This is a genomic window from Pseudobdellovibrionaceae bacterium (assembly GCA_019637875.1).
In the GTDB taxonomy this organism is placed as follows: domain Bacteria; phylum Bdellovibrionota; class Bdellovibrionia; order Bdellovibrionales; family Bdellovibrionaceae; genus JAHBUW01.
Genome location: JAHBUW010000022.1, coordinates 18,437 through 39,925 on the forward strand (window position 1 = coordinate 18,437; position 21,489 = coordinate 39,925).

Genomic DNA, 21,489 nt, shown 5'->3' on the forward strand with positions numbered 1-21,489 from the left:
AAAAGCAGTCTTTCCATTTTGCGCCGGGACGGAAAACGAATCAACCCGCGGCCTAGGCCACGGGGCGAAACGGAAGATGGAACTCGACCTTAGAAGGGAGCGGGCAAGGCTTGCGGGATCCACGCGCGCTCGAAGTCACCAAACGCGTTGTACCAGTTATTTCCCCAGCAGCGGATCTCTTGTGCGTCCGTGCGGGCGCAAGCGCGGTAGCGACCCATTTCGATGTCGGTAAAACTGTAGGTCGAGTCGATCTGGACCGGGACGTCGGCATTGACCGCAAGCTCACCCGCGATCCCGTCGACCCATCCTCCCCAGCACATCAGCTCGCCCGTCGCGCGGATACCACAACTGTTGACCTCGCTGACCGAAACTTTCGTGTAAGCGCTCGTATCCGAAGTCAAAGTCGGCGTCGATTGGCTGCTCGACGCATTGTTACCGATCTGGCCCGTCGTCCCCAGTCCCCAGCAGACAACGCGGCCGCCGGTCGCGCGGATCGCGCACGCGTGATTCGTGGCCACCGCAACGTCAAGGTAGCTTGTGCCGGACGTGATGACCAACGGCGTGTTGCGGTTCGTTCCGCTGCCGTCACCAAGCTGATCATTGTTATTACGTCCCCAGCACTTCAGCGCGCCGCCGGTGGTGATTCCGCACGTCGACTGGTATCCGACTTCGATTTTCGAGTAGGTCGTACCGCTATCGACCGTGACCGGCGCCGTGCGGGCCGTATTCGAGGCGTCTCCAACCTGGCCGTAGTCGTTACGTCCCCAGCAGCGGAGGGTTCCGCCAGTGGTGATCGCGCAGGTCGTGCGGTCGCCGATGGAAACCGACGTGAAATTGTTCGTGCCGTCGACGGCGGTCAGGCTGCTGGCCGCGAGATTCACCCCGTTCCAGCTTCCATGACCCGCACAGTACAGCTTCCCGTTCGTGCGGATCGCGCAGATATGGTAACGGCCCGTGGCGACCTGCATATAGTCGTTCGCGGCGTCGACCCAGATGTTCCCGGTCATGTCGGGCATCGAGCTGATCCCGAACATTCCCGCGGTATCCGAGCTCGAGTTCCCCGTACAACGGATCTTGTTCGTCGCGGTGATATTACACGTCGCACGTTCCCCGTAGCCTGAGTCCACGCTGTTGAACTTGCGCAGACCATCGAAAGGCGTCGGCTTGTATTTCCGGGTCACGGGTTTACCGTCGCCGGAGGTCGGCATGTACTTCTCCCAACCGCCCGACAGCACCATGTTGCTGTTCGGGGTGGCGTCGGCTTTGATCGTCGCCCACGTTTGCGTATAAGCCGTATTCACGTCCGAGAACTTACGCGAGCCCTGCACCGACGAGAAGACGGTGACGTTGTCGGCGGTCCCGATGTCATCCATCAACATCCCGTAGTTTCCCTGGCCCGTACAGCGCAGGTCATTGTTGTCGGTGATCCCGCAAGTCGTTTCGCGGCCCGCACTCACCATGATGTAGTTCACACCGCCGTCCACCTGTTGCGGTGAAGTTTGGTTGGTGCCGTTCCCGGTTCCGAGTCGTCCCGAGCCGCCGGCTCCCCAGCATCTGACTTTGGACGCGCTCGTCACGCCGCAAGTGTGCGTATCGCCCGCTGAAACCATCGTGTAGACCTGCGATTCGACAAGATTCATCGCCGTATTCGGATTCGTGGTGCCACCGCCCTGGCCCGAGCCGTTCGATCCCCAGCAGTAGACGTAGTTGTTCGAGGTCCGGATCGCGCAACCGTGGGTCGCGCCGGTCGTCAGCGAGCGGTATTTGTTCGCGTCGATTTTCCGCGGCCGGTTCACGGTCGAAGTCGCGTCCGTACGCGCTTGACGGTTATTTGAACGTCCCCAGCAATAGAGATCGTCGCTCGCGTCGATCGCGCAAGTGAATTCCGACCCGGCCGAGATTTCCTTCACGCCCGGTCCGAAAGCGGTGACGCCGTCGAATTGGGTTCCGATCGTTTGCGGTGTATTGAACGTCGCCGTGACGCCGTTCCCGAGCTGGCTGTAGTTATTGTAACCCCAGCACTTCAGAGTTCCCGAAGCGTCCGTTCCGCCGTCCGTGATCGCGCAGGCGTGGTTACCGCCGGTAGAAACTTTGCGGTAGTCATTCGTCGAGTCGATGACCACGTAGGTCTCTTGATCCGTATTCGTCCCGTTACCGACCTGACCGACGGCTCCGCGTCCCATACAACGCAGTTTTTTGTCGGCGCCGATGTAACATGCGGACAGGTAACCCGAACCTTGGCCTTGCGGCAACGATACGGGGGGACCCGAGACGCCGTCGTTGTCACGGATCAAAACGCGGTGATAGATCTTGCCCGCCGCGTGGACGTATTCGTAGTCGGCGTCGTAAGCCGCGATATCCAAGTAGGTGTCGGTTTCGTCCGTGGCGTTTTCGAGGGCTTGGAACGTCAAGTTCGCGGTCGTTTGTCCCGCGGGGATCAAGACGGTTCCGGCGGCCGCGACTCCCGATGTGTGCACGCCGTCCGCGGCGGTACCGACCGCGCGGTAGATCAAGTTGACGTCGTAGACCTTGGGCGCGCCCATTTTAACTTCGACGGTCACGGTCGAGCCCTCATTCACCGCCTGGAAGAAGCTCGTGAACTCGATGTTCGTGTCGGTCACGTCATAGACGTAGAACGGGAAGGTGTTGATCGGCGTCAAAGCCACGCAGCTCGTCTTGTTGCCGAGCGCGTCTTCCGCGGTCGCGGTGAAGCCGTACTTCCCAGGAGCCGGAATTTGCGGCAGCACGATGTCCACCGACGTCCCCGTTTGACCCGTAAAGGTCGCGTACAGATTCGGGTTGGTACAAGTCGCGTCGGTGTAGATCTTGATAATGTCGTTGTTGAAAATCCCGACGACGCGGATCGTGGGCGTCCGATTCCAGTGCACGAAACGTCCCGGGATCAGGTTCGCGATGCTCGTCAAAGTCGGCGGAGTCGTATCACGCGTGTACGTCGCGGTCGCGGTCGAGCACGCCGAAACCGTTCCCACGGAGTTCGTGCGGTTCGCGTAGTAAACGTAGTTTCCGTCCGAAGAAACCGCCGCGGTCAGCGTGATTTCGGTCTGACCCGTCGCCACCGTACCCGACGAGACCTGGCTTGAACAAAGGCCGTCGGTGAACAAACGGACGACGTCGTTCTGCGCGACGCCTTCGACTTTGATTTGCACCGAGTTGCTCGTCGCGGGCGAAGAAACCGGCAACATCCGGGTCAAAGGAGTCGGCGCGCTGGGGGCGATCCCCGTCCCGGTCACGTTCTTCGCCACCGATTGGTTGTTCGCGGCATCGAAATAATTGATCGTCGCCGTCGCGGGTTGAGTGCCCGTCGCCGTCGGCGAGAAGCGAACGATGAATGTACAAGTCGCGCCCGCATTCAAAGTCGTCAAACAAGTGCCGCCGCCGGGGAAAGCTCCGCCCGGATACGAATAAGGTGCCACGATGGTCGCACCGCTCATGGACGTCGCCGCGACACCACCGCTATTCGTGATCGTGAAAGTTTGATCCGAAGTCGCGCCGGTGACCAAATTGCCGAAATTGTGCGTTCCCGCGGGCGTGATCGCGAGTGAAGCCGGTCCTACGCCCGTTCCAGTCAAATTCCGCGAAGACTGCGTCGAAATCAATCCATCGTTGTACGTCACGTCGATCGTCGCGTTCTGCACGCCCGTCACCGTCGGCGAGAACACCATCACGACCGTACACGACAGACCTACACCCAACGAGGTCAAACAGTTTCCGCCGGTGCCGGGGAACGTTCCACCTTTGAAAGTGTACGGCGCCGAGATGCCCGAGCCACCAATCGACGTCGCCGCGACTCCACCCGAGTTCGTGACCGTCAAGGTCCGCTCGTAAGAAGCACCGGTCGCCACGTTTCCGAAGTCCAATGTGGGATCGTTCGAAAGTGTCAGTTGCGCTGCGGTCGAACCGACGCCCGTCATATTCTGCGTCGCGCTCTGCGCATTTGCGCCGTCGTGGTAGTTGATGGTCATCGCGCCCGAATGCGTACCGGTCGCCGAAGGCGTGTAGTTGACGATGATCGTACACGTCGCCGACGGATTCAAACTTCCGCCGCTCGTACACGAACCGCCCGTTCCGGGGAACGATCCGCCCTTGTAAGCGTAGTGCGTGGGCAATGCCGCGCCGGTGATGTTCGTCGCCGCCACGGCACCGTTGTTCGTCATGGTGAACGTATGCTCGGTCACGCTCGTGGTCACGCGCGTTCCGTAGTCGTACGGATTGCCGCCGTCGAGGGCGAGCGCCGCCGGATTCACCGCGATACCGGTCAAGTTGACCGAGGTGTTCAGGTTCGAGATCGTATTCGAGTAGTTCACCTGGATCGTCGAGTTGTGGGTCCCGTTCGACGACGGCGTATAAGTGACGACGATATCGCACGATTGCGAGCCGTTAAGCGTCGTGCCGCAGTTTCCGCCCGCGCCGGGGAACGCTCCGCCTTTATAGGAGTAAGGGGCGATCATCACGGCCCCCGCCACGCTGACCGCCTGCGCGCCCCCCGTGTTGGTCAGCGTGAAGGTCACCTCGTTCACCGAGCCGCGCGCGACCGTGTTGAAATTGTAAGTCGGTCCCAGATTCAGGACCAGCGTCGCGGGCGAAGCCCCGATCCCTTGCACGGGACGGGTCACGCTCGTCGTCGCGAGGCCGGTATTGTAGTTCATCGTCACGTTGCCCGAGAACGAATTCACCGCCGTCGGCGCGAACGCGATGACGACCGTACAGTTCGCGCCGGGCGCAAGCGTCGCCGAACAGTTTCCGCCCGTACCGGGAGCCGATCCGTCTTTGAAGCCAAACGGTGCCGCCAGGCCCGTGACGTTCATCCCCGTCGCGGTCACGCCACCGGTGTTCGCGATGGTGAACGAACGATCTTTCGTGGCGCCATTGGCGACCGTGCCGTAGTCGTAAGTTCCGGTTTCCGAAATCGTCAGCATCGCGGGATCCGCCGAAGAACCCTCGATCGCGCGGACCGAGTTCGTTCCGGCCACCCCGTTGTGATAGTTGATGCTCATGTTGTTCGCGTACGAATTGGTAACCGTCGGCTGGAAGCGCACGACAACCGTACACGATGCGCCCGCCCCCAAGGACGTACTGCAATCCCCGCCCGTGCCGGGATAAGTTCCGCCCTTGAAGCTGAACGGCGCGGCCAAGCCCGAGCCACCCAGTGAATCGGCGGGGACCCCGCCCGTATTCGAAATGGTGAAGCTGCGCTCCGCGACGCCACCATTCGCGACCGAACCGAAGTTATAAGACGGCGGATCGCTGATCACGATCTGCGCCGGCGCCGCACCGAAACCGGTCAACGTACGCTGCGCGGTCTGGTTGACCGCACCGTCGAAGTAGTTGATCTGGATTGTGTCCGACTGCGAACCCGTGCCCGTGGGCGCGAAGGTCACGACGATCGTACACGAAGCCGAAACCGCGAGCGAAGTGTTACACGTTCCGCCCGATCCGGGATAAGCGTTGCCACCCTTAAAGGTGTAAGGCGCATCCAGACCCGTGCCGCCCGCGATGTTCGCGGTGAAATCACCCGAGTTCGTCACGGTCAAAGTCATGTCCGCCGAAGCGCCCGTCGCGAGCGTGCCGAAGTCATACGAGGCATTCGTGATCGCGAGCGTCGCCGGTGTCAGGGCCGTACCCTGCATCGGACGCGTGACCGAAGCCGCGGCCAGACCGTCGTTGAAGTTCATCACAAAGTCTTGGTTGTGGGTCGCGACGTTGGTCGGCGAATACACGATCACGACCGTGCAGCTCGCTCCCGGCGCGATCGACGTATTACACGATCCGCCCGTGCCGGGATAAGCCCCGCCTTTGAAACCGAACGGCGCGCTGAGCGACGTCGGCGCCACCGCGGTCGCGGTCACGCCACCGGTATTCGTCACGGTGAAGGTATTTTCCGCCGATCCGCCACGCGCGAGCGTCGGGAAGATGTAAGTGCCGGCCCCCGAGATCGTGAGCGTCGCCGGAGGCGCGCCCGTTCCCTGCAAACCTTTCGCGAGCGTCTGCACGGTCGCGCCGTCGTTGTAACCGATCTCGGCCGAATCGCCATCGGTTGTGCTGGTGGTCGGATTGAACTGCACGACGATCGTACACGAGGCCGCAGGGTTGATCGTCGTTCCGCAAGTTCCGCCCGTTCCGGGATATCCCGAGACGCCTTTGAACTTGAACGGCGCGGCCAAGCCCCCGCCCGTCACGGCCGTCGCGGCAACCCCGCCCCCGTTCGTGATCGTGAAGGTCGTTTCAGCCGATCCGGTCAAGGCCACGGGGCCGAAGTCGTAAGTGCCCGAACCCGACATCGTGAGCGACGCCGGCGGTGCGCCCGTTCCTTGAACGTTACGGCTGACGGTCTGTCCGCTGACGCCGTTATTGAAAGTGATATCCAAAGTCCCGCTCAAAAGTCCCGTCGCCACGGGCGAGTAGGTCATGACGACCGTACACGAGCCGCTGGCCGCGAGCGTGCCGCCGGTACAAGTTCCGCCCGTACCGGGGAAGCCCCCGCCTTTGAACGTGAACGGTGCCGAGATCCCTCCGCCCGAAAGCGAGGTCGCGGTCAATCCACCCGTGTTGGTCAAAGTCACGCTCATGTCTTTCGCACCACCGGTCGCGACGGTGCCGAAATCGAGCGGGTTCGCGCCCGAGATCGCGATGTTCGCCGGGGCCACGCCCGTCCCTTGCACGTTGCGAGTCGAAAGCACGACGCTCACGCCGTTGTTGTAAGACATTTCAATCGCGTCGGATTGCAGACCCGTACCGGTCGGCGTGTACGTCACGACGATCGTGCACGAAGCCGAAGCGGCGATGGGCGTCGCGCAGTTCCCCCCGGTGCCGGGGAATGTTCCGCCTTTGAACGCGAACGGCGGCGCCAAGCCCACTTCGGTCACGCTCGAAGCATCATAACCACCGGTGTTCTGCAAAGTGAAGGTCTGGTCCGCCGAAGCGCCGACCGCGATCGTTCCGAAGTCGACGGGATTCGAGCCCGAAATCGTCAACACGGCGGGCGCCGACGAAACTCCCGTCAACCCGCGCTGCACGGTCAAGTTCTGCACGCCATCGTTGTACGCCATCTCGAGCGTGGAATTGTGCGTTCCGGTCACCGTGGGCGAGAACGTCACGACGACCGTACACGTCTGTCCGCCGGGCAGCGTGAGTCCGCACGTCCCGCCCGAACCGGGATAGAGGTTTCCTTTGAAACTATAAGGCGCCGAGAACGCCGTCGGCGCGAGGGCCGAAGCCGTGAATGCGCCCGAGTTCGTGATCGTGAAGGTCTTGTCGGTCACGCTACCGTTCGCCTTCGCGCCGAAGCTGAACGTGCCGGTCTCGGAAATCGCGAGGACCGCGGGCGCCGACGAAGAACCGATCACGTCACGCGTGACTTGTTTCGCCTCGACCCCATTGTGGTAAGCGACTTCAATAGTATCCGCCATTGCCGCCGTCGAAAGCGGCGCGTAGGTGACGACAAATGTACAGGTCGCGCCAGCCGCGAGCGTTCCGCCGCTACAAGTTCCACCCGTTCCGGGGAAGCCGCCGCCCTTGAACGTCACGGGCGCGGCAAGTCCACCACCCGCGATACCGGTCGCGGTCAAACCACCGGTGTTGGTGATCGTGAACGACTTGTCGTTCACGCTACCGTTCGCGACGGCACCGAAGTCCCAGGTCGCCGCAGGCGTGATGGTCAAAAGAGCGGGCGCGACGCCGACGCCCGTCACCGTACGGGTCGATGTCACGACCGACACCCCGTTATTGTATTGCATCTGCAATGTGCCGTTTTGCGTGCCCGTCGCGGTCGGCGTGTAGGTCACGACGATCGAGCACGAAGCCGTCGCGGACAAGACCGTACCGCAGTTCCCGCCGGTGCCGGGATAAGTCCCACCCTTGTAATAGAACGGTGCCGCCAGGGCGATCTCGGCCATCGTGGAGGCGTCGTAGCCTCCGGTATTCGTGATCGTGAAACTGTGATCGGCGATGGCGCCCACCGCGACGGTGCCGAAGTCATAAGGATTGGAATCCGAAATCGTCAGCACCGCCGGCGGCGAAGACGTTCCGGTCATGTTGCGCACCACGCTCTGGGCCGTCACGCCGTCATTATAGGAAATATCCAAGGCCGCATTGTGCGTTCCGGTGACCGTCGGCGAATAGCTCAAGACGATGGTACAAGTGCCGGACGGCGCGAGCGTGATACCGCAAGTTCCGCCCGAACCGGGATAGACCGAACCTTTAAAGTTATAATGAGTCGCGAAGGCCGCCGTCGAAATCGCACTGGCCGCGAACGCGCCCGTATTTGTGATCGTGAAGGTCGCATCGGTCACGCTGCCGTTCGCTTTCGGACCGAAGTTGTACGTGCCCGCACCCGAAATGGTCAAAACCGCCGGCGCCGAAGACGATCCGGTGAAGGCCAACGCCGAGGTTTGACCGCTGACGCCGTTGTTGTAATTGACGTTCAAGGTGCTCGACATCGAGCCCGTCACCGTCGGCGCATAGGTCACGACGACGTTACAAGAAGCTCCCGCCGCCAGCGAAGTACTACAGTTCCCACCCGTGCCGGGGAAGGTTCCGTCTTTGAAGGTGATCGGTGCCGACAGACCCACGCCCGTCAGCGACGCCGCCGCCAGACCGCCCGTGTTCGTCAGCACGACGATCTTGTCGTTCACGCTGCCGTTCGCCACCGCACCGAAGTCGAAGCTTGCCGAAGGATTCAACACGATCAAGGCCGGCGCCACGCCGGTCCCTTGGACGTCACGTGAAACCGACTGCGTGCTGACCCCGTTGTTGTACTGATAGACGATCGAGTCCGTCGCCAGACCCGTGCCGACCGGCGAGAACAGCATCACGACCGTACAGTTCGTCGAAGCCGCGATCGTGGTCGCGCAAGTTCCGCCCGTTCCGGGGAACGCGCCGCCTTTATAACCGAAAGGTGCCGCCAGGCCGGTCTCGTTGACCGCGGTCGCATCGTACGATCCCGTATTCGCCAGCGTGAAGGTCAGCTCCGAAGTCGCGCCGGTGGCGCGCGTACCGAAGTCGACCGGATTGGTTCCCGAAATCGTCAACACCGCCGGCGGTGTCGACGTCCCGGTGAGGGGACGCGCGACGTTCACGGTCGTCACGCCGTTATTGTAACCGACGTCCAGATTTGCGTTCCAAGTCCCGCTCGTCGCGGGCGCGAAGGTCAAAACAACCGTACACGACGCCGCGGGCGCCAAAGTGATATCGCAAGTTCCGCCCGAACCGGGGAAACTGCCGCCTTTGAAACCGTAAGAGGTCGCGAAAGCCGCGACCGAGATCGCGCTCGCGTTGAACTGACCGTTGTTCGTCACGGTGAAGGTCGCGTCGGTGACGCTGCCGTTCGCCTTCGGTCCGAAGTTGTAGGTGCCCGCGCCCGAAATCGCGAGCAAAGCCGGAGCCGTCGAAGAACCGCGGACTTCGCGGCTGACGGACTGCGAGCTCACGGTGTTGTGGTAAGTGATGTCGATGTCGTCCGAAACGGGACCGCTGACGGTCGGCGCGTAGCTGACGACCGCGGTACAGGTCGCGCCCGGGGCGAGTGAAGTGCCGCAAGTTCCCGTCGTGCCGGGGAAAGTTCCGCCTTCGAAACTGAACGGAAGCGCGAGGCCCCCGCCGCCCAACGATGCCGCCGCGACCCCACCGATGTTGGTGAGCGTGAAAGAGCGAAGGTTGACGCTGCCGTTCGCGACCGCGCCGAAGTTGTAGAAAGGCGCTTCCGAAATGGTGATGTTCGCGGGCGTTGTACCGGTTCCGGTCACGGTCCGCGACGAGGTCGCCGAACCCGCACCATCGTTGTAAAGAACCTGCAGGGTCGAGTTGTTTACGCCCGTGCCCGAAGGCGTGAAGGTGACGACAACCGTACACGACGCGCCGACCGCGAGTGAAGCCGCGCAGTTTCCGCCCGTTCCCGGGTACGCGCCGCCTTTGAAGTTAAACGGCGCCGACAGTCCCGCGCCGCTCATCGAAGATGAAGCATAGCTGCCATTATTCGTGACCGTGAAGCTCACTTCCGACGAGTTGCCGATCGCGATCGTGCCGAACGCCACGGGGTTCACGCCCGAAATATCGAGCAGCGCCGGCGCCACCGCAGTTCCTTGCACGGGGCGCACCGAGTTCTGGCTCACGAGGCCGTCGAAGTAGTCGATCTGCAGATTTGAATTATGGGTCGCGATATTGGTCGGCGAATAGGTCACGACGACCGTACAGTTACCCGCGACGGGAATCGACGTTCCGCAGTTCCCGCCGGTGCCAGGATAACTTCCGCCTTTGAAGCCGAAAGGGGCCGCGAGTCCCGCACCGGCCACGACCGTCGCCTCGACGCCGCCCGTGTTCGAAACGGTGAACGACTGATCGCGCAAACCACCATTCGCGACGGTGCCGTAGTTGAACGTGCCCGAACCGGAAATCGCCAGCACCGCCGGGGGTGCCCCGGTTCCTTGGACTCCCAAGTCCAAGGCCTGCACGGCCGCTCCGTCATTGTAGGAAAGATTGATCGTATCGGAAGCAGGGCCGTCGACGGTCGGCAGGAAGCTGACGACGATCGTACAGGTCGCGGCCGGCGCGAGTGTCGTCACGCAGGTTCCGCCCGTACCGGGGAAGGTGCCAGCTACGCCCTTGAACTTGAACGGCAACGCGAGTCCCGTTCCGTCCAGCGCGGTCGCGGTCAATCCACCGGTATTGGTGATCGTGAAGACGCGATCTTTGAAGCCGGTCGTCGCGACGGGACCGAAATCGTAAGTCGGAAGATTCGTGATGGTCAGCGCCGCCGGGGGTTGTCCCGTTCCGCGCAGATCACGCGTCACTTGGTGCGCGACGAGTCCGTTATTGTAATCGATTTCGATGGTGTCATTCACGGTGCCGTTCGCGCCGGGCGCGAAGGTCACGACGATCGTACACGATGCGCCGGCCGCGAGCGTGCCGCCAGTACAAGTTCCACCCGTTCCCGGGAAAGTTCCGTTTTTGAAAGTGAACGGTGCCGCGAGGCCCCCACCCGTCACCGACGTCGCGGGAACGCCCCCGGTGTTCGTCAGCGTGATGGATTTATCGGTTTGCGAACCCGTCGCGCGATCCCCGAAGTCGTACAACGGACCATCGGTCATCGAAATCAGGGCGACGTTCGCGCCAACCCCTTGCACGCCCACGGTCGAGGACAAGTTCCCCGAGCCGCTGAAGTAGTTCACCGACATCGTCGCGCTTTGCGCGCCGGTTGCGATCGGGGCCCAAGTCACCACGATCGTGCAAGATGCACCGGGGTTCAGCGACGTCGTACAAGTTCCGCCCGTTCCGGGGAAGACGTTCGCGCCTTTGAACGTGAACGGTGCCGACAAGCCCGAACCGCCAATGGAAGTCGAAACGAAAGAACCGGTGTTCGTGACCGTGAAGGTATGATCGCGGCTCGCGCCGATCGCGATCGTCCCGTAATCGTAAGAAGGCGTATCGGTCAGTGACAGCAGACCCGGCGCCACGCTTTCACCCGTGAGCGGGCGAGTCGTGCTCTGCGCAGTCAGACCGTCGTTATAGTTCATCGTCAGATTCGCGTTGTGAACCGCGATGGTCGTGGGCGCGTAAACGACGACCACCGAACAGGTCAGCGTCGCGCCCAGAGTCGCCGCGCAAGTTCCGCCGGTGCCGGGGTAAGTCCCGCCTTTAAACGAATACGGAGCCGAGAAGGCCGCACCGCCCATGGCCGTCGCGGTCACCCCGCCGGTGTTGGTGATCGTGAAACTGCGTTCTGCGGACGAATTGTTCGCGAGGACGCCGAAGTTATAAGTACCGGCTTCCGAGATCGTCAGCGTCGCCGGCGGCGCGCCCGTTCCCTGCATCGCGCGGGTCGAGCTTACCACGTTCACGCCGTTGTCGTAACCGACGTCGAGGGCCGCGTTGAATGCGCCCAATCCCGAGGGTGCAAACGTCAGCGCGATTTGACAGCTGCTGCTCACGCCCAGCGAAGTTCCGCAGTTCCCGCCCGAGCCCGGATACGATCCGCCCTTGAAACTGAAAGGTGCGCTCACGCCCGTGACGTTGATGGAATTCGCGACGAAACCGCCCGAATTGGTGACGGTCAAGATCAAATCCGCCGAACCCGTCACCGGAACCGCGCCAAAATTCAAGCCCGATCCATGCGACAGTGTCAGCTGCGCAGGCGACGTACCGGTTCCGACCATGTCACGTGTCGTCCCCTGCGTCGCGACCCCATCATGATAAGAGAACTCGAAAGTATCCGAGAAACTTCCCGCGGCGGCCGGCGCGAACTGCGCGACCACGGTACACGTCGAAGCCGCCGGAATGGAGCCCGAACAAGTCCCACCCGCACCCGGGAACGAGCCACCCTTGAAGCTAAACGGGGCATCCAGCCCGCTACCGGCGATGGAAGAAGCCGGAACCCCACCGGAGTTCGTCAATACGAAGGTGTGCTCCGCCACCGAACCCGCCGCGCGCGTTCCGAAATCGAACGAGGTCGCGTGCGAGATCGTCACGCTGGCCGGAGCCGCGCCCGTTCCGTTCAAGCCTTGATTCAACGATGTCGTGGTGACGCCGTTCTGGTAGCCCATCGCGAGCGTCACGCTGTGTGCGCCCGTGGTCGTCGGAGCGTAAGTGACGATGACCGTACACGCACCCGCCGGCGCCAAATTCGCACCGCAATCCCCGCCCGTGCCGGGGTAAGATCCACCTTTGAACGCGAAGGGAGGTGTCAGCCCCGAAGGCGTGAGCGCGCTCGCCGCCACGCCACCGGTATTGGTGATCGTGAAACTCTGGTCGAGCGTCGATCCCGTCGCGCGCGTACCGTAGTTGTAAGAGGGCGAATTCGTGATCGTGAGGTTCGCGGCGGTCGCACCGGTTCCGGTCATGCCGACGCTCTTATTTTGTGCCTGCGCACCGTCATCGTAAGCGAAAGACATCGTCGCATTTTGCACGCCGGTCACGGTCGGAGTGAACGTCACGACGACCGTACACGAAGCACCGCCGTTTAAGGTAGCGTTGCAGGTTCCGCCCGAGCCGGGGTAGACCCCGCCCTTGTAAGCGTAAGGTGCGCTCAACGCACTTTGCGTCAGCGACGTCGCCTGGAAACTTCCCGTATTCGTCAGCGTGAACGCATGTTCGCCCACGGCGCCGATGGCGACGGTATTGAAGTTGTAAGTCGGAGTGTTGCTGATATTGATGTTCGCCGGCGAAACCGCAGTTCCCTGCACCGAACGCGACTCACTCACCGAGCTGACGCCGTTGTGATAGTTAACGTCGATCGCATCGGAGTGGTTGCCCACCGCCGACGGAGCGTAAACGACGATCACCGTACAGCTGCCGCCCGCCGCGAGCGACGTCGTACAGGTTCCGGCCGTACCGGGATAGCCGCCACCTTTGAATGTGAACGGCGCATCCAGGCCCGACCCACCCAAGGAAGCCGCAGGAACCCCGCCCGAGTTCGTCAACGTGAAGATACGTTCTTTCGTGCCGCCGATCGCGAGCGTTCCGTAATCGTAGAAGGGCGCATCGGTAATCCCGATCAAGGCGGGCGCCGCACCGATCCCTTGCACATCGCGGGTCGAAGTCTGCCCGGACGCTCCGTTATTATAAGAGATCTCGATGGTGTCGTTCTGCGCGCCCGTACCGGTCGGCGCGAAACGCACGATGATCGTACACGAAGCGCCGATATTCAGTGTCGTCAAACATGAACCGCCGGTGCCGGGATAAGTGCCACCCTTGAACGTGTACGGAGCGTCCAACCCCGCGCCGGCGATGGAGGTCGCCGCGAAGTTTCCGTTATTGGTGACGGTCACCGACCGCTCGATGAAACCGCCGGTCGCGACCGTACCGAAATCGACGTGCGGTGAATCGCTCAGATCCAGGATCGCGGGCGTGACGCCCGTTCCGGTCACGTTCCGCGACGACACCGCCGCGATCAGACCGTTGTGATAATTCATTTCGATGGTCGAGTTATGGACCGCCACCGTGGTGGGGTTGTAGTTCACGACGATCGTACACGACTGCGTCGCGGGCAACGAAGTCGAACAAGTTCCGCCGGTCCCCGGATAAACACCGTCTTTGTAAGTGAACGGCGCCGAAATTCCTGCACCCGACATCGCCGTCGCGGTGACGCCGCCACCGTTAGTCACCGTAAAGGATTTGTCGCGCGATCCGCCCTGCGCCACGTTACCGAAGTTATAAGTCGGACCGTCGGTGATCGTCAGCTGCGCCGGCGGCGCCGCGGTCCCTTGCAGGGGACGTAAACCGGTACGCGCCTGCGCGCCGTCGAAGTAAGCGATTTCGATTTCGTCGTTATAAGAGCCGTTGACGGTGGGATTGAACGTCACAACGATCGAGCAGGTCGCGGCCGCATTGATCGTGGTTCCGCACGTCCCGCCGGTGCCGGGATAAGGTCCGCCTTTGAAGCTAAACGGCGCGGCCAGGCCCGATCCCGCGACCGCGGTGGCCGCGAGAGACCCCGAGTTCGTGATCGTCAAAACTTGGTCGATCGAAGCCGTCGCCGGATAAATCCCGAAATCGAAAGTCGCGCCGTGGGAAACGGTCAGCAAAGCCGGCGCCACGGCCGTCCCGACGAGATTGCGCGACGACGACATTGTCGTCACGCCATCGTTATACGAAATCTGCACGGCACCCGAATCCGAACCGGGAGCGCTCGGGTTATAGGAAACGACAACCGTACAAGTCGAACCGGCATTCAAGTTCGTATTACAAGTTCCGCCCGTGCCCGGATAGCCGCCACCTTTGAAGCCGAACGGCGCGGTCAGTCCGCCTCCCGACATCGCGGTCGCGGGCACACCGCCCGAGTTGGTGAGCGTCAAGGTCTTGTCCGCAGTTCCGCCCGCAGCCAGAATGCCGAAGTCGTGTTGAGGTCCGTCACTGATACCGATGGAAGCGGGCGCCGCACCGACGCCGCGAATCTCGCGGGTCGCGTTCACCGAGGACACGCCGTTGTCGTAAGCGAGGTCAAGCGTGATGATCTGCGAGCCCGTCGCGGTCGGTACGTACTCCACGACCAGCGTACAACTTCCCGCCGCCGCGATTTGCACGAGGCAAGTTCCGCCGGTGCCGGGATAACTTCCGCCTTTGAAACGATACGGCAGGCTGACGCCCGACGAAATCACGGTCGTCGCGGGAACGCCGCCTGAGTTACTCACGGTCAAGCTCACTTCACTAACCGAACCGGTCGCCTTTGTGCCGAAGTCGTAGAACGGGCCGTTCGAGATCGCGAGACTTGCGGGCAAAGCCCCTTGTCCCTGCAGCGCACGGCTGGAAGTCTGGCTCAAGGCACCGTCGAAGAAACCGATCTGGGCCGTGGCGTTGTGCGCCCCCGTCGTCGACGGCGCATAGCTGACGACCATCGTACAGGTCGCCCCGGCCGCCAGCGAAGTCCCGCAGTTCCCGCCGGTCCCCGGGAAGGGTCCGCCTTTATACGAGTACGGCGTGGTCAAACCCGAACCGGTAAGGCTCGTGACCAAATATCCGCCCGTGTTCGTCAGGGTGAACGAGTGGTCTTTCGTCGCCCCCACCGCCACGATACCGTAGTTGAAAGTCGGACCATCGGTGATCGAGATCGCTCCCGGCGGAACCGCCGTACCGGCAAGGGCCCGCAGAGTCGTCCGCGCGACCACGCCATCATTGTAATTCACTTCGAGGTCGTCGGTCGGCGTGCCCGGTGCCGTCGGTGCGAAAGTCACAACGATCGTGCAAGACGCTGATGCCGCGAGGTTCGCGCTACAGTTCCCGCCCGTTCCGGGGAAGAGTCCGCCCTTGAAGCTGAACGGCGCCGCAAGGCCCGTCCCCACGATCGCCGATGCGGGAACTCCGCCCGAGTTCGTGAGCGTGAAGGTGTGGTCGGCGGTGGCGCCCACGGGCAAGGTTCCGTAATCCAAAGTCGGTCCATGGCTCAGCGACAGCGACGCCGGAGCCGCGCCCGTACCGGTCACGCCGCGGGTCGAAGTCTGACCGCTCACGCCGTTGTTGTAAGTCACTTGGATCGTGCCCGACTGACTGCCCGTTGCCGTCGGAGCGTAGGTTACGATGAACGTACACGACGCGCCGACGTTCAAAGTCGCCGCGCAAGTTCCGCCGCCGGGGAAAGAGCCACCCTTGAAAGTGAAGGGCGCCGAAAGGCCCGCTCCGCCGAGCGAAGAAGCCGTGAAGCCGCCGCTATTGGTGACGGTGAAGGTCCGGTCGAGGCTTCCGCCCGTGGGCACGGTCCCGTAATCGTAAGTCGGACCCGCGTCCACGACCAAAAGGGCCGGCGGGACCGCAGTTCCCGTCAGCGCACGGGTGCTCGAAACGGCGACGAGTCCGTTATTGTAGTTCAGAGTGAGGTTTTCGTTGAAAGTCGCGACCGTACCCGGCGCGAACTCGATCACGAGCGTACACGTTCCCGAAGCCGGAAGATCCGTCGCGCAGGTTCCGCCCGTGCCGGGATAGCCGCCGCCCTTCCACAGAAACGGCATATTGAGTGCGGCGCCCGCCATCGCGGTCGTCGGCACGCCGCCCGTGTTCGTAACGGTCAACGTCGCTTCGCGAGTCGCGCCTTGGGGCCAGCTGCCGAAATCGTAAGTCGGCGCGCCGCTGATCGAAAGCGAACCCGCCGGTGCGCCGACCCCTTGCAGATCGCGATTCGCCTGCACCGAGCCGACTCCGTTGTGGTAAGCCACTTGAACCGAGCTGGCGAAAGGACCGTTCGCGGTGGGCGCGAAAGTCACGACGACCGTACAGTTCCCGCCGGCGGTCAAAGTCGCCGCGCAAGTTCCGCCCGTGCCGGGATAGGTGCCGCCCTTGAAAGAAAAAGGCGCCGTCAGTCCCAAACCGCTCATCGCGGTCGCGGACAATGAACCCGAGTTCGTGACGGTGAACGTGCGCTCGGCCGTACCGGTCGCGGGGATCGTGCCGAAATTGTAAAGCGGACCATCGCTGAGCGCGAGTTGCGCGGGCGCGACGGCGTTACCAACGACGTTCCGCGTGGTTCCTTGAGTCGCCGCGCCATTGAAGTAACCGATCTCGATATCGTCGGAATAAGGCGCGACCGCGGTCGGCGCGAATGTCACGACAAGCGAACACGAAGCACCGGCCGCCAAAGTCAGTCCGCAGTTACCGCCGGTGCCGGGGAAGGCTCCGCCCTTGAATGCGAAAGGCGCCGCGAGGCCCCCGCCGCTGATGGCGCTAGCCCCCACACCGCCGCCATTCGACAGCGTGAAGATTTTCTCGCGCACCGCACCCATCGCGACGTCGCCAAAATCGTAAGCGGGGCCTTCATCCAAAGAAAGGGACGCCGGCGCGGCGCCCGTTCCCGAAAGCGTGCGCGTCGCCAACTGCGAACCCGCACCGTTGAAGTAGGAAATTTCGATATCGTCGGTTTGCAGTCCCGTGACACCCGGATTGTAGGTGAGCACGATCGAACAGCTCGAGCCCGCATTCAGCGAAGTCGAACAAGTTCCGCCCACGCCGGGGAAGGCTCCACCCTTGAACGCGAACGGTGCCGCCAATCCATCACCCAGAACGGTCGTCGCGATGAACTGGCCGCCGTTCGTGACCGTCAGGGTCGCTTCCGCGATTCCGCCGACCGCGATCGTACCGAACGAATAGAACGGCGAACTCGAGATCGCGAGATTTGCGGGATTCACTCCGGTTCCGGTCACGGCGCGGTTCGTGGTCGCGTTCGTGACGGTGTTATAATAACTCAACAGCATGCTGCCGTTGAACGTCCCCGCCGACGACGGCGAGAACTGCAAGACCACCGTACACGACGCCGAAGCCGCAAGCGTCGCCGCGCACGTTCCGCCCGTTCCGGGATAGGTTCCACCCAAGAAAGTGAAGGGCGCCGAAAGACCCGCACCCGTCATTGCCGAAGCGGGAACGCCCCCGGTGTTCGTGACCGTCAACGTCGATGTCGAAGAAGCACCGTAAGGCAAAGCACCGAAATCGAAAGTCGGTCCATTTGAGACCGCCAGTGTTGCGGGCGTGGTGCCGACCCCTTGAACGTCACGCACCGCCTGTTGCGAAGTCGCACCGTTGAAATAAGAGAGTTCAACCGTATCCGAAAGAGTTGCGAGCGTCGTCGGCGCAAAAACGACGACCACCGAACAGTTCACACCACCCGCAAGTTGCGTACCGCAAGTTCCACCGGTGCCGGGATAAGTTCCACCCTTGAACGTGAAAGGTGCGGCCAAACCCGCACCCGCCATCGTGGTGGCCATATAGTCGCCCGTATTCGTGACGAGCAATGTGGTTTCCGCATGTCCGCCCGTCGCGACGGGACCGAAATCGTATGAAGGCGCGTTCGAGAACACGAGCGTCGCCGGGGTCACGCCCGTCGCGGTCAGATCGCGATGCGATGTTTGCGTGGTGTTCCCATCGTTAAAGGAAAGGTCGACGGTGTCCGTGGAAACACTCGCACTGAGTGCGGCGTAGCTGACCACGATCGTGCAGTTCGCGCCGCCCGCCAAGCTGGCACCGCAAGTTCCGCCGGTCCCGGGGTACGATCCGCCTTTGAAGCTAAAGGGCGAAGCGAGTCCCGAGCCGGCGACCGACGCCGCAGCGTAGCCTCCGCTGTTTGAGACCGTGAAAACATGATCCGTGACCGAGCCGATGGGCTTCGATCCAAAATCATAGGTCGGGCCGTCGCTGATAGAAAGATTGGCGGGCGTGACCGCCACCCCTTTGAGCGAACGGAGCGCATGCACGGCCGCCACACCGTTACTGAAAGTCAGGTCCAAGTCCTCGGCATGACTCCCGGTTGACAGCGGTGCGTAAGTCACCACGATCGTGCAAGCCGCTGCGGGCATCAGCGACGTCGCGCAAGTTCCGGCCGTCCCCGGGTAAGTTCCACCTTTATAGCTGAAAGGCGCCGGCAAGGCCGCGGCCGAAATGGCGGTGGCCTCGGTGCCGCCCGTGTTCGTCACCGTCACGGTCAGATCCGTTGAACTGCCGACCGGACGCGTACCGAAATTCACATCCGGGGTCGGCGCAATCGCGAGCACCGCCGGCGGGACCGCAATCCCTTGCAATGCGCGCGTCGCTTGCGCCGCCGCGACGCCATTGGAATAGTTGATCTCGATGGTGTCGCTCGAGGGGCCAGCCGCCGTCGGGATATAAGTCACGACGATATCGCAAGAAGAGCCTGGCGAAAGCGCGCCGCCGCAGTTTCCGCCCGTGCCGGGATAAGCTCCGCCTTTAAATGCGTAGGGCGCCGCCAAACCGCCGCCCGTCACGAAGCTCGCGTTGTACTGACCACTGTTCGTGACCGTAAAGGTTTGCTCGGACGAGTTTCCGATGACGAGGGTTCCGAAGTTATGCGTCGGTCCGTGACTGATCGCGAGCAAAGCCGGCGTCACCGCGGTTCCTTGAACCATGCGCTGTGCCTGCTGGGAACTTAATCCATCGAAGTAATCGATGTTCATGCTCCCGGTTTGCGTCCCGGTGGCGGTGGGCGCGTAGCGCACGACAACCGTACATGTTCCGTTGCCCCCGGGGATCGCGGCGCCGCAAGTGCCACCCGTTCCCGGGTATGCGCCACCTTTGAACGTGAACGGCGAAGAAAGGCCCGAGCCCGAAACCGTGCGGGCGGCAACGCCACCCGAGTTGGTGATGGTGAAGGTCTTCTCGAGCGCGGCACCGACGGGCAACGTTCCGAAATCGTAACCGACCGGTCCATCGCTGACCGCGAGCGAAGCCGGCGTCGCGCCCGTACCTTCCACCGGACGGTCGCTTTGCGAATTCGCATCACCATTGAAGTAAGTGAGCTCGATGATGTCGTTCGCGGGGCCCGTGGTGGGCGGATTGAAAGTCACGACGATCGTACACGAAGCATGCGAATCGAGATCTGCGGTACAAGTTCCGCCCGTTCCGGGGAAGGCTCCGCCCTTAAAGTCGAACGGTGCCGCAAGCCCAGCACCGGCGATACTGGATGCGGCGTAGCCTCCGGCGTTCGTCACGGTCAAAACTTTTTCTGCGGTGGCGGTCGCGACCACGGGACCGAAATTGAAAATGGGTCCATCACTGATCGCGAGGTTCGCGGGTGAAGCCCCTTCACCGAAAACGCTGATGACCGCGCTTTGTTTTTCGTCACCGGTGACTTCACCGTACTTCACCGTAACGTTGAATTCGTGACGCGCTTCCGTGGCGGGAAGGTAGCTAACGGTGATTTGACAGTCCTTGCCCGAAAGCAAACCACCGGTCATCAACGTACACGTTTCGCTCGTGACGCTCATGGAAGTGATCGCGCCCGATCCTTCGATCTTCGTGATGAAAAGCGTTTTTCCCGATTGGTTTTTAACGTCGAACGTTTTGGTCAGCGGTGTGGTCGCCGTGAGCAGCACTTTGCCGAAGTCCCAGGTGTTCGGATCGAAATCCAAAGAGTACGTGGGAGTTTGTCCGTTACCTTCGTTGATGGGGCCGATGAGTTTGTCGACAGAGTCAGAACCCGCGGAACAAGCGGACAGAAAAAGCGCGAGCGCGGACGTCGCAACGATATGCAACGACGTCTTCCATCCCGTCGGAATGACCTGCCTCAAAAAAGAAGGCAAATTCGTAAGTAAGCTCACTTACATTACTTTACGGTGTTGCCCGGGGCATTCTTGAGTCCCCTCTGGCCTTTTTCACGACTAAGAACTCGTCAAGTTTTGTCATCACCTGCTTTAGTCTTGCCGAGTGTCACCGCCGATCTGACAGTGGTTAACCTTCACTCTGAATTTGTCATCGTATCAGGTTGAATCGACTTAGGACGGGATTCATTCGATAGCTCTGCCCTCGAGCAAGGTTAGTCTCTACGATGTCTACATGCGATTTCGTCTCACATTGGTTTGCGGTCTTACGCTTTTTTGCGGTGCCTTCGCTTTCGCGCAGGATGAAAACGTCGCGCCCCCCGTTCCCGAAACGACCGCGCAGTCGGCGGGCGAACGCCCGCAAATCCGCGCCCAGATTAGGAAAAAACCGCGGAACTCGAGCTTCCTTTTTGGTTCGGAACTCACCCAAACTTCCGGCACCACGGGCTCGCTGGCCGGAATCGGCCCGCGCGTCGGATTCGAGTACGCGATCTCCGAAAAGCTGAGCCTCTCGACCAACATCACTTTCGCTTTGCAAGCCACCGGCAAACCGGGCGCCTACTTCTACTCCGGATTCACCGGAGCCGTTCGCTACGCGCTGTCGGGATCGAACCTGATGGACCGTACGGAAATCACGGATGGGCAAACGACGTTTGTCGAGTATTCGCGGCTGAAGCGGGAGCGCCTACAACTCGTCGCCGGAATCGAGCAGCTTTTCCTCAACGGCTCGAATAACATCTTCCCCGCGATCGGTTTCACCGCCCAAGGCGTCTACTCTTTCCAGATGCTCGACAATGACTGGGAATTCGATGGACGGATGTCACAGCTGCTCGCGGGCGATCGATCGTTCATGTTGATCGGCTTGGGACTCTCGATGAGTTTCAGCTTCTAACCCCATTTCATGATGGTGCCGCAAATTGCCGGAATCGGGCCCCCGCGCGCGCGTGAG

At 62.0% G+C, this 21,489-nt stretch carries 2 protein-coding genes; one reads left to right on the plus strand and one right to left on the minus strand.

Going from position 1 to position 21,489, the window contains the following annotated elements; all coding sequences use genetic code 11:
* Window positions 1-89: 89 nt before the first annotated feature.
* Complete coding sequence (locus KF767_18675) at window positions 90-20,474, minus strand: choice-of-anchor D domain-containing protein (protein ID MBX3019919.1); 20,385 nt, start codon at window positions 20,472-20,474, stop codon at window positions 90-92.
* A gap of 301 nt (window positions 20,475-20,775) precedes the next feature.
* Here KF767_18675 and KF767_18680 point away from each other — a divergent pair, with 301 nt between their 5' ends.
* Window positions 20,776-21,432, plus strand: coding sequence for a hypothetical protein (locus tag KF767_18680; protein ID MBX3019920.1), 657 nt, complete (start codon window positions 20,776-20,778; stop codon window positions 21,430-21,432).
* The last annotated feature ends 57 nt before the right edge of the window (window positions 21,433-21,489 follow it).

Bases quoted from the DNA above. Each gene is read 5' to 3' on its own strand.
- KF767_18680 (MBX3019920.1), top strand. From the start codon at position 20,776: ATGCGATTTCGTCTCACATTGGTTTGCGGTCTTACGCTTTTTTGCGGT.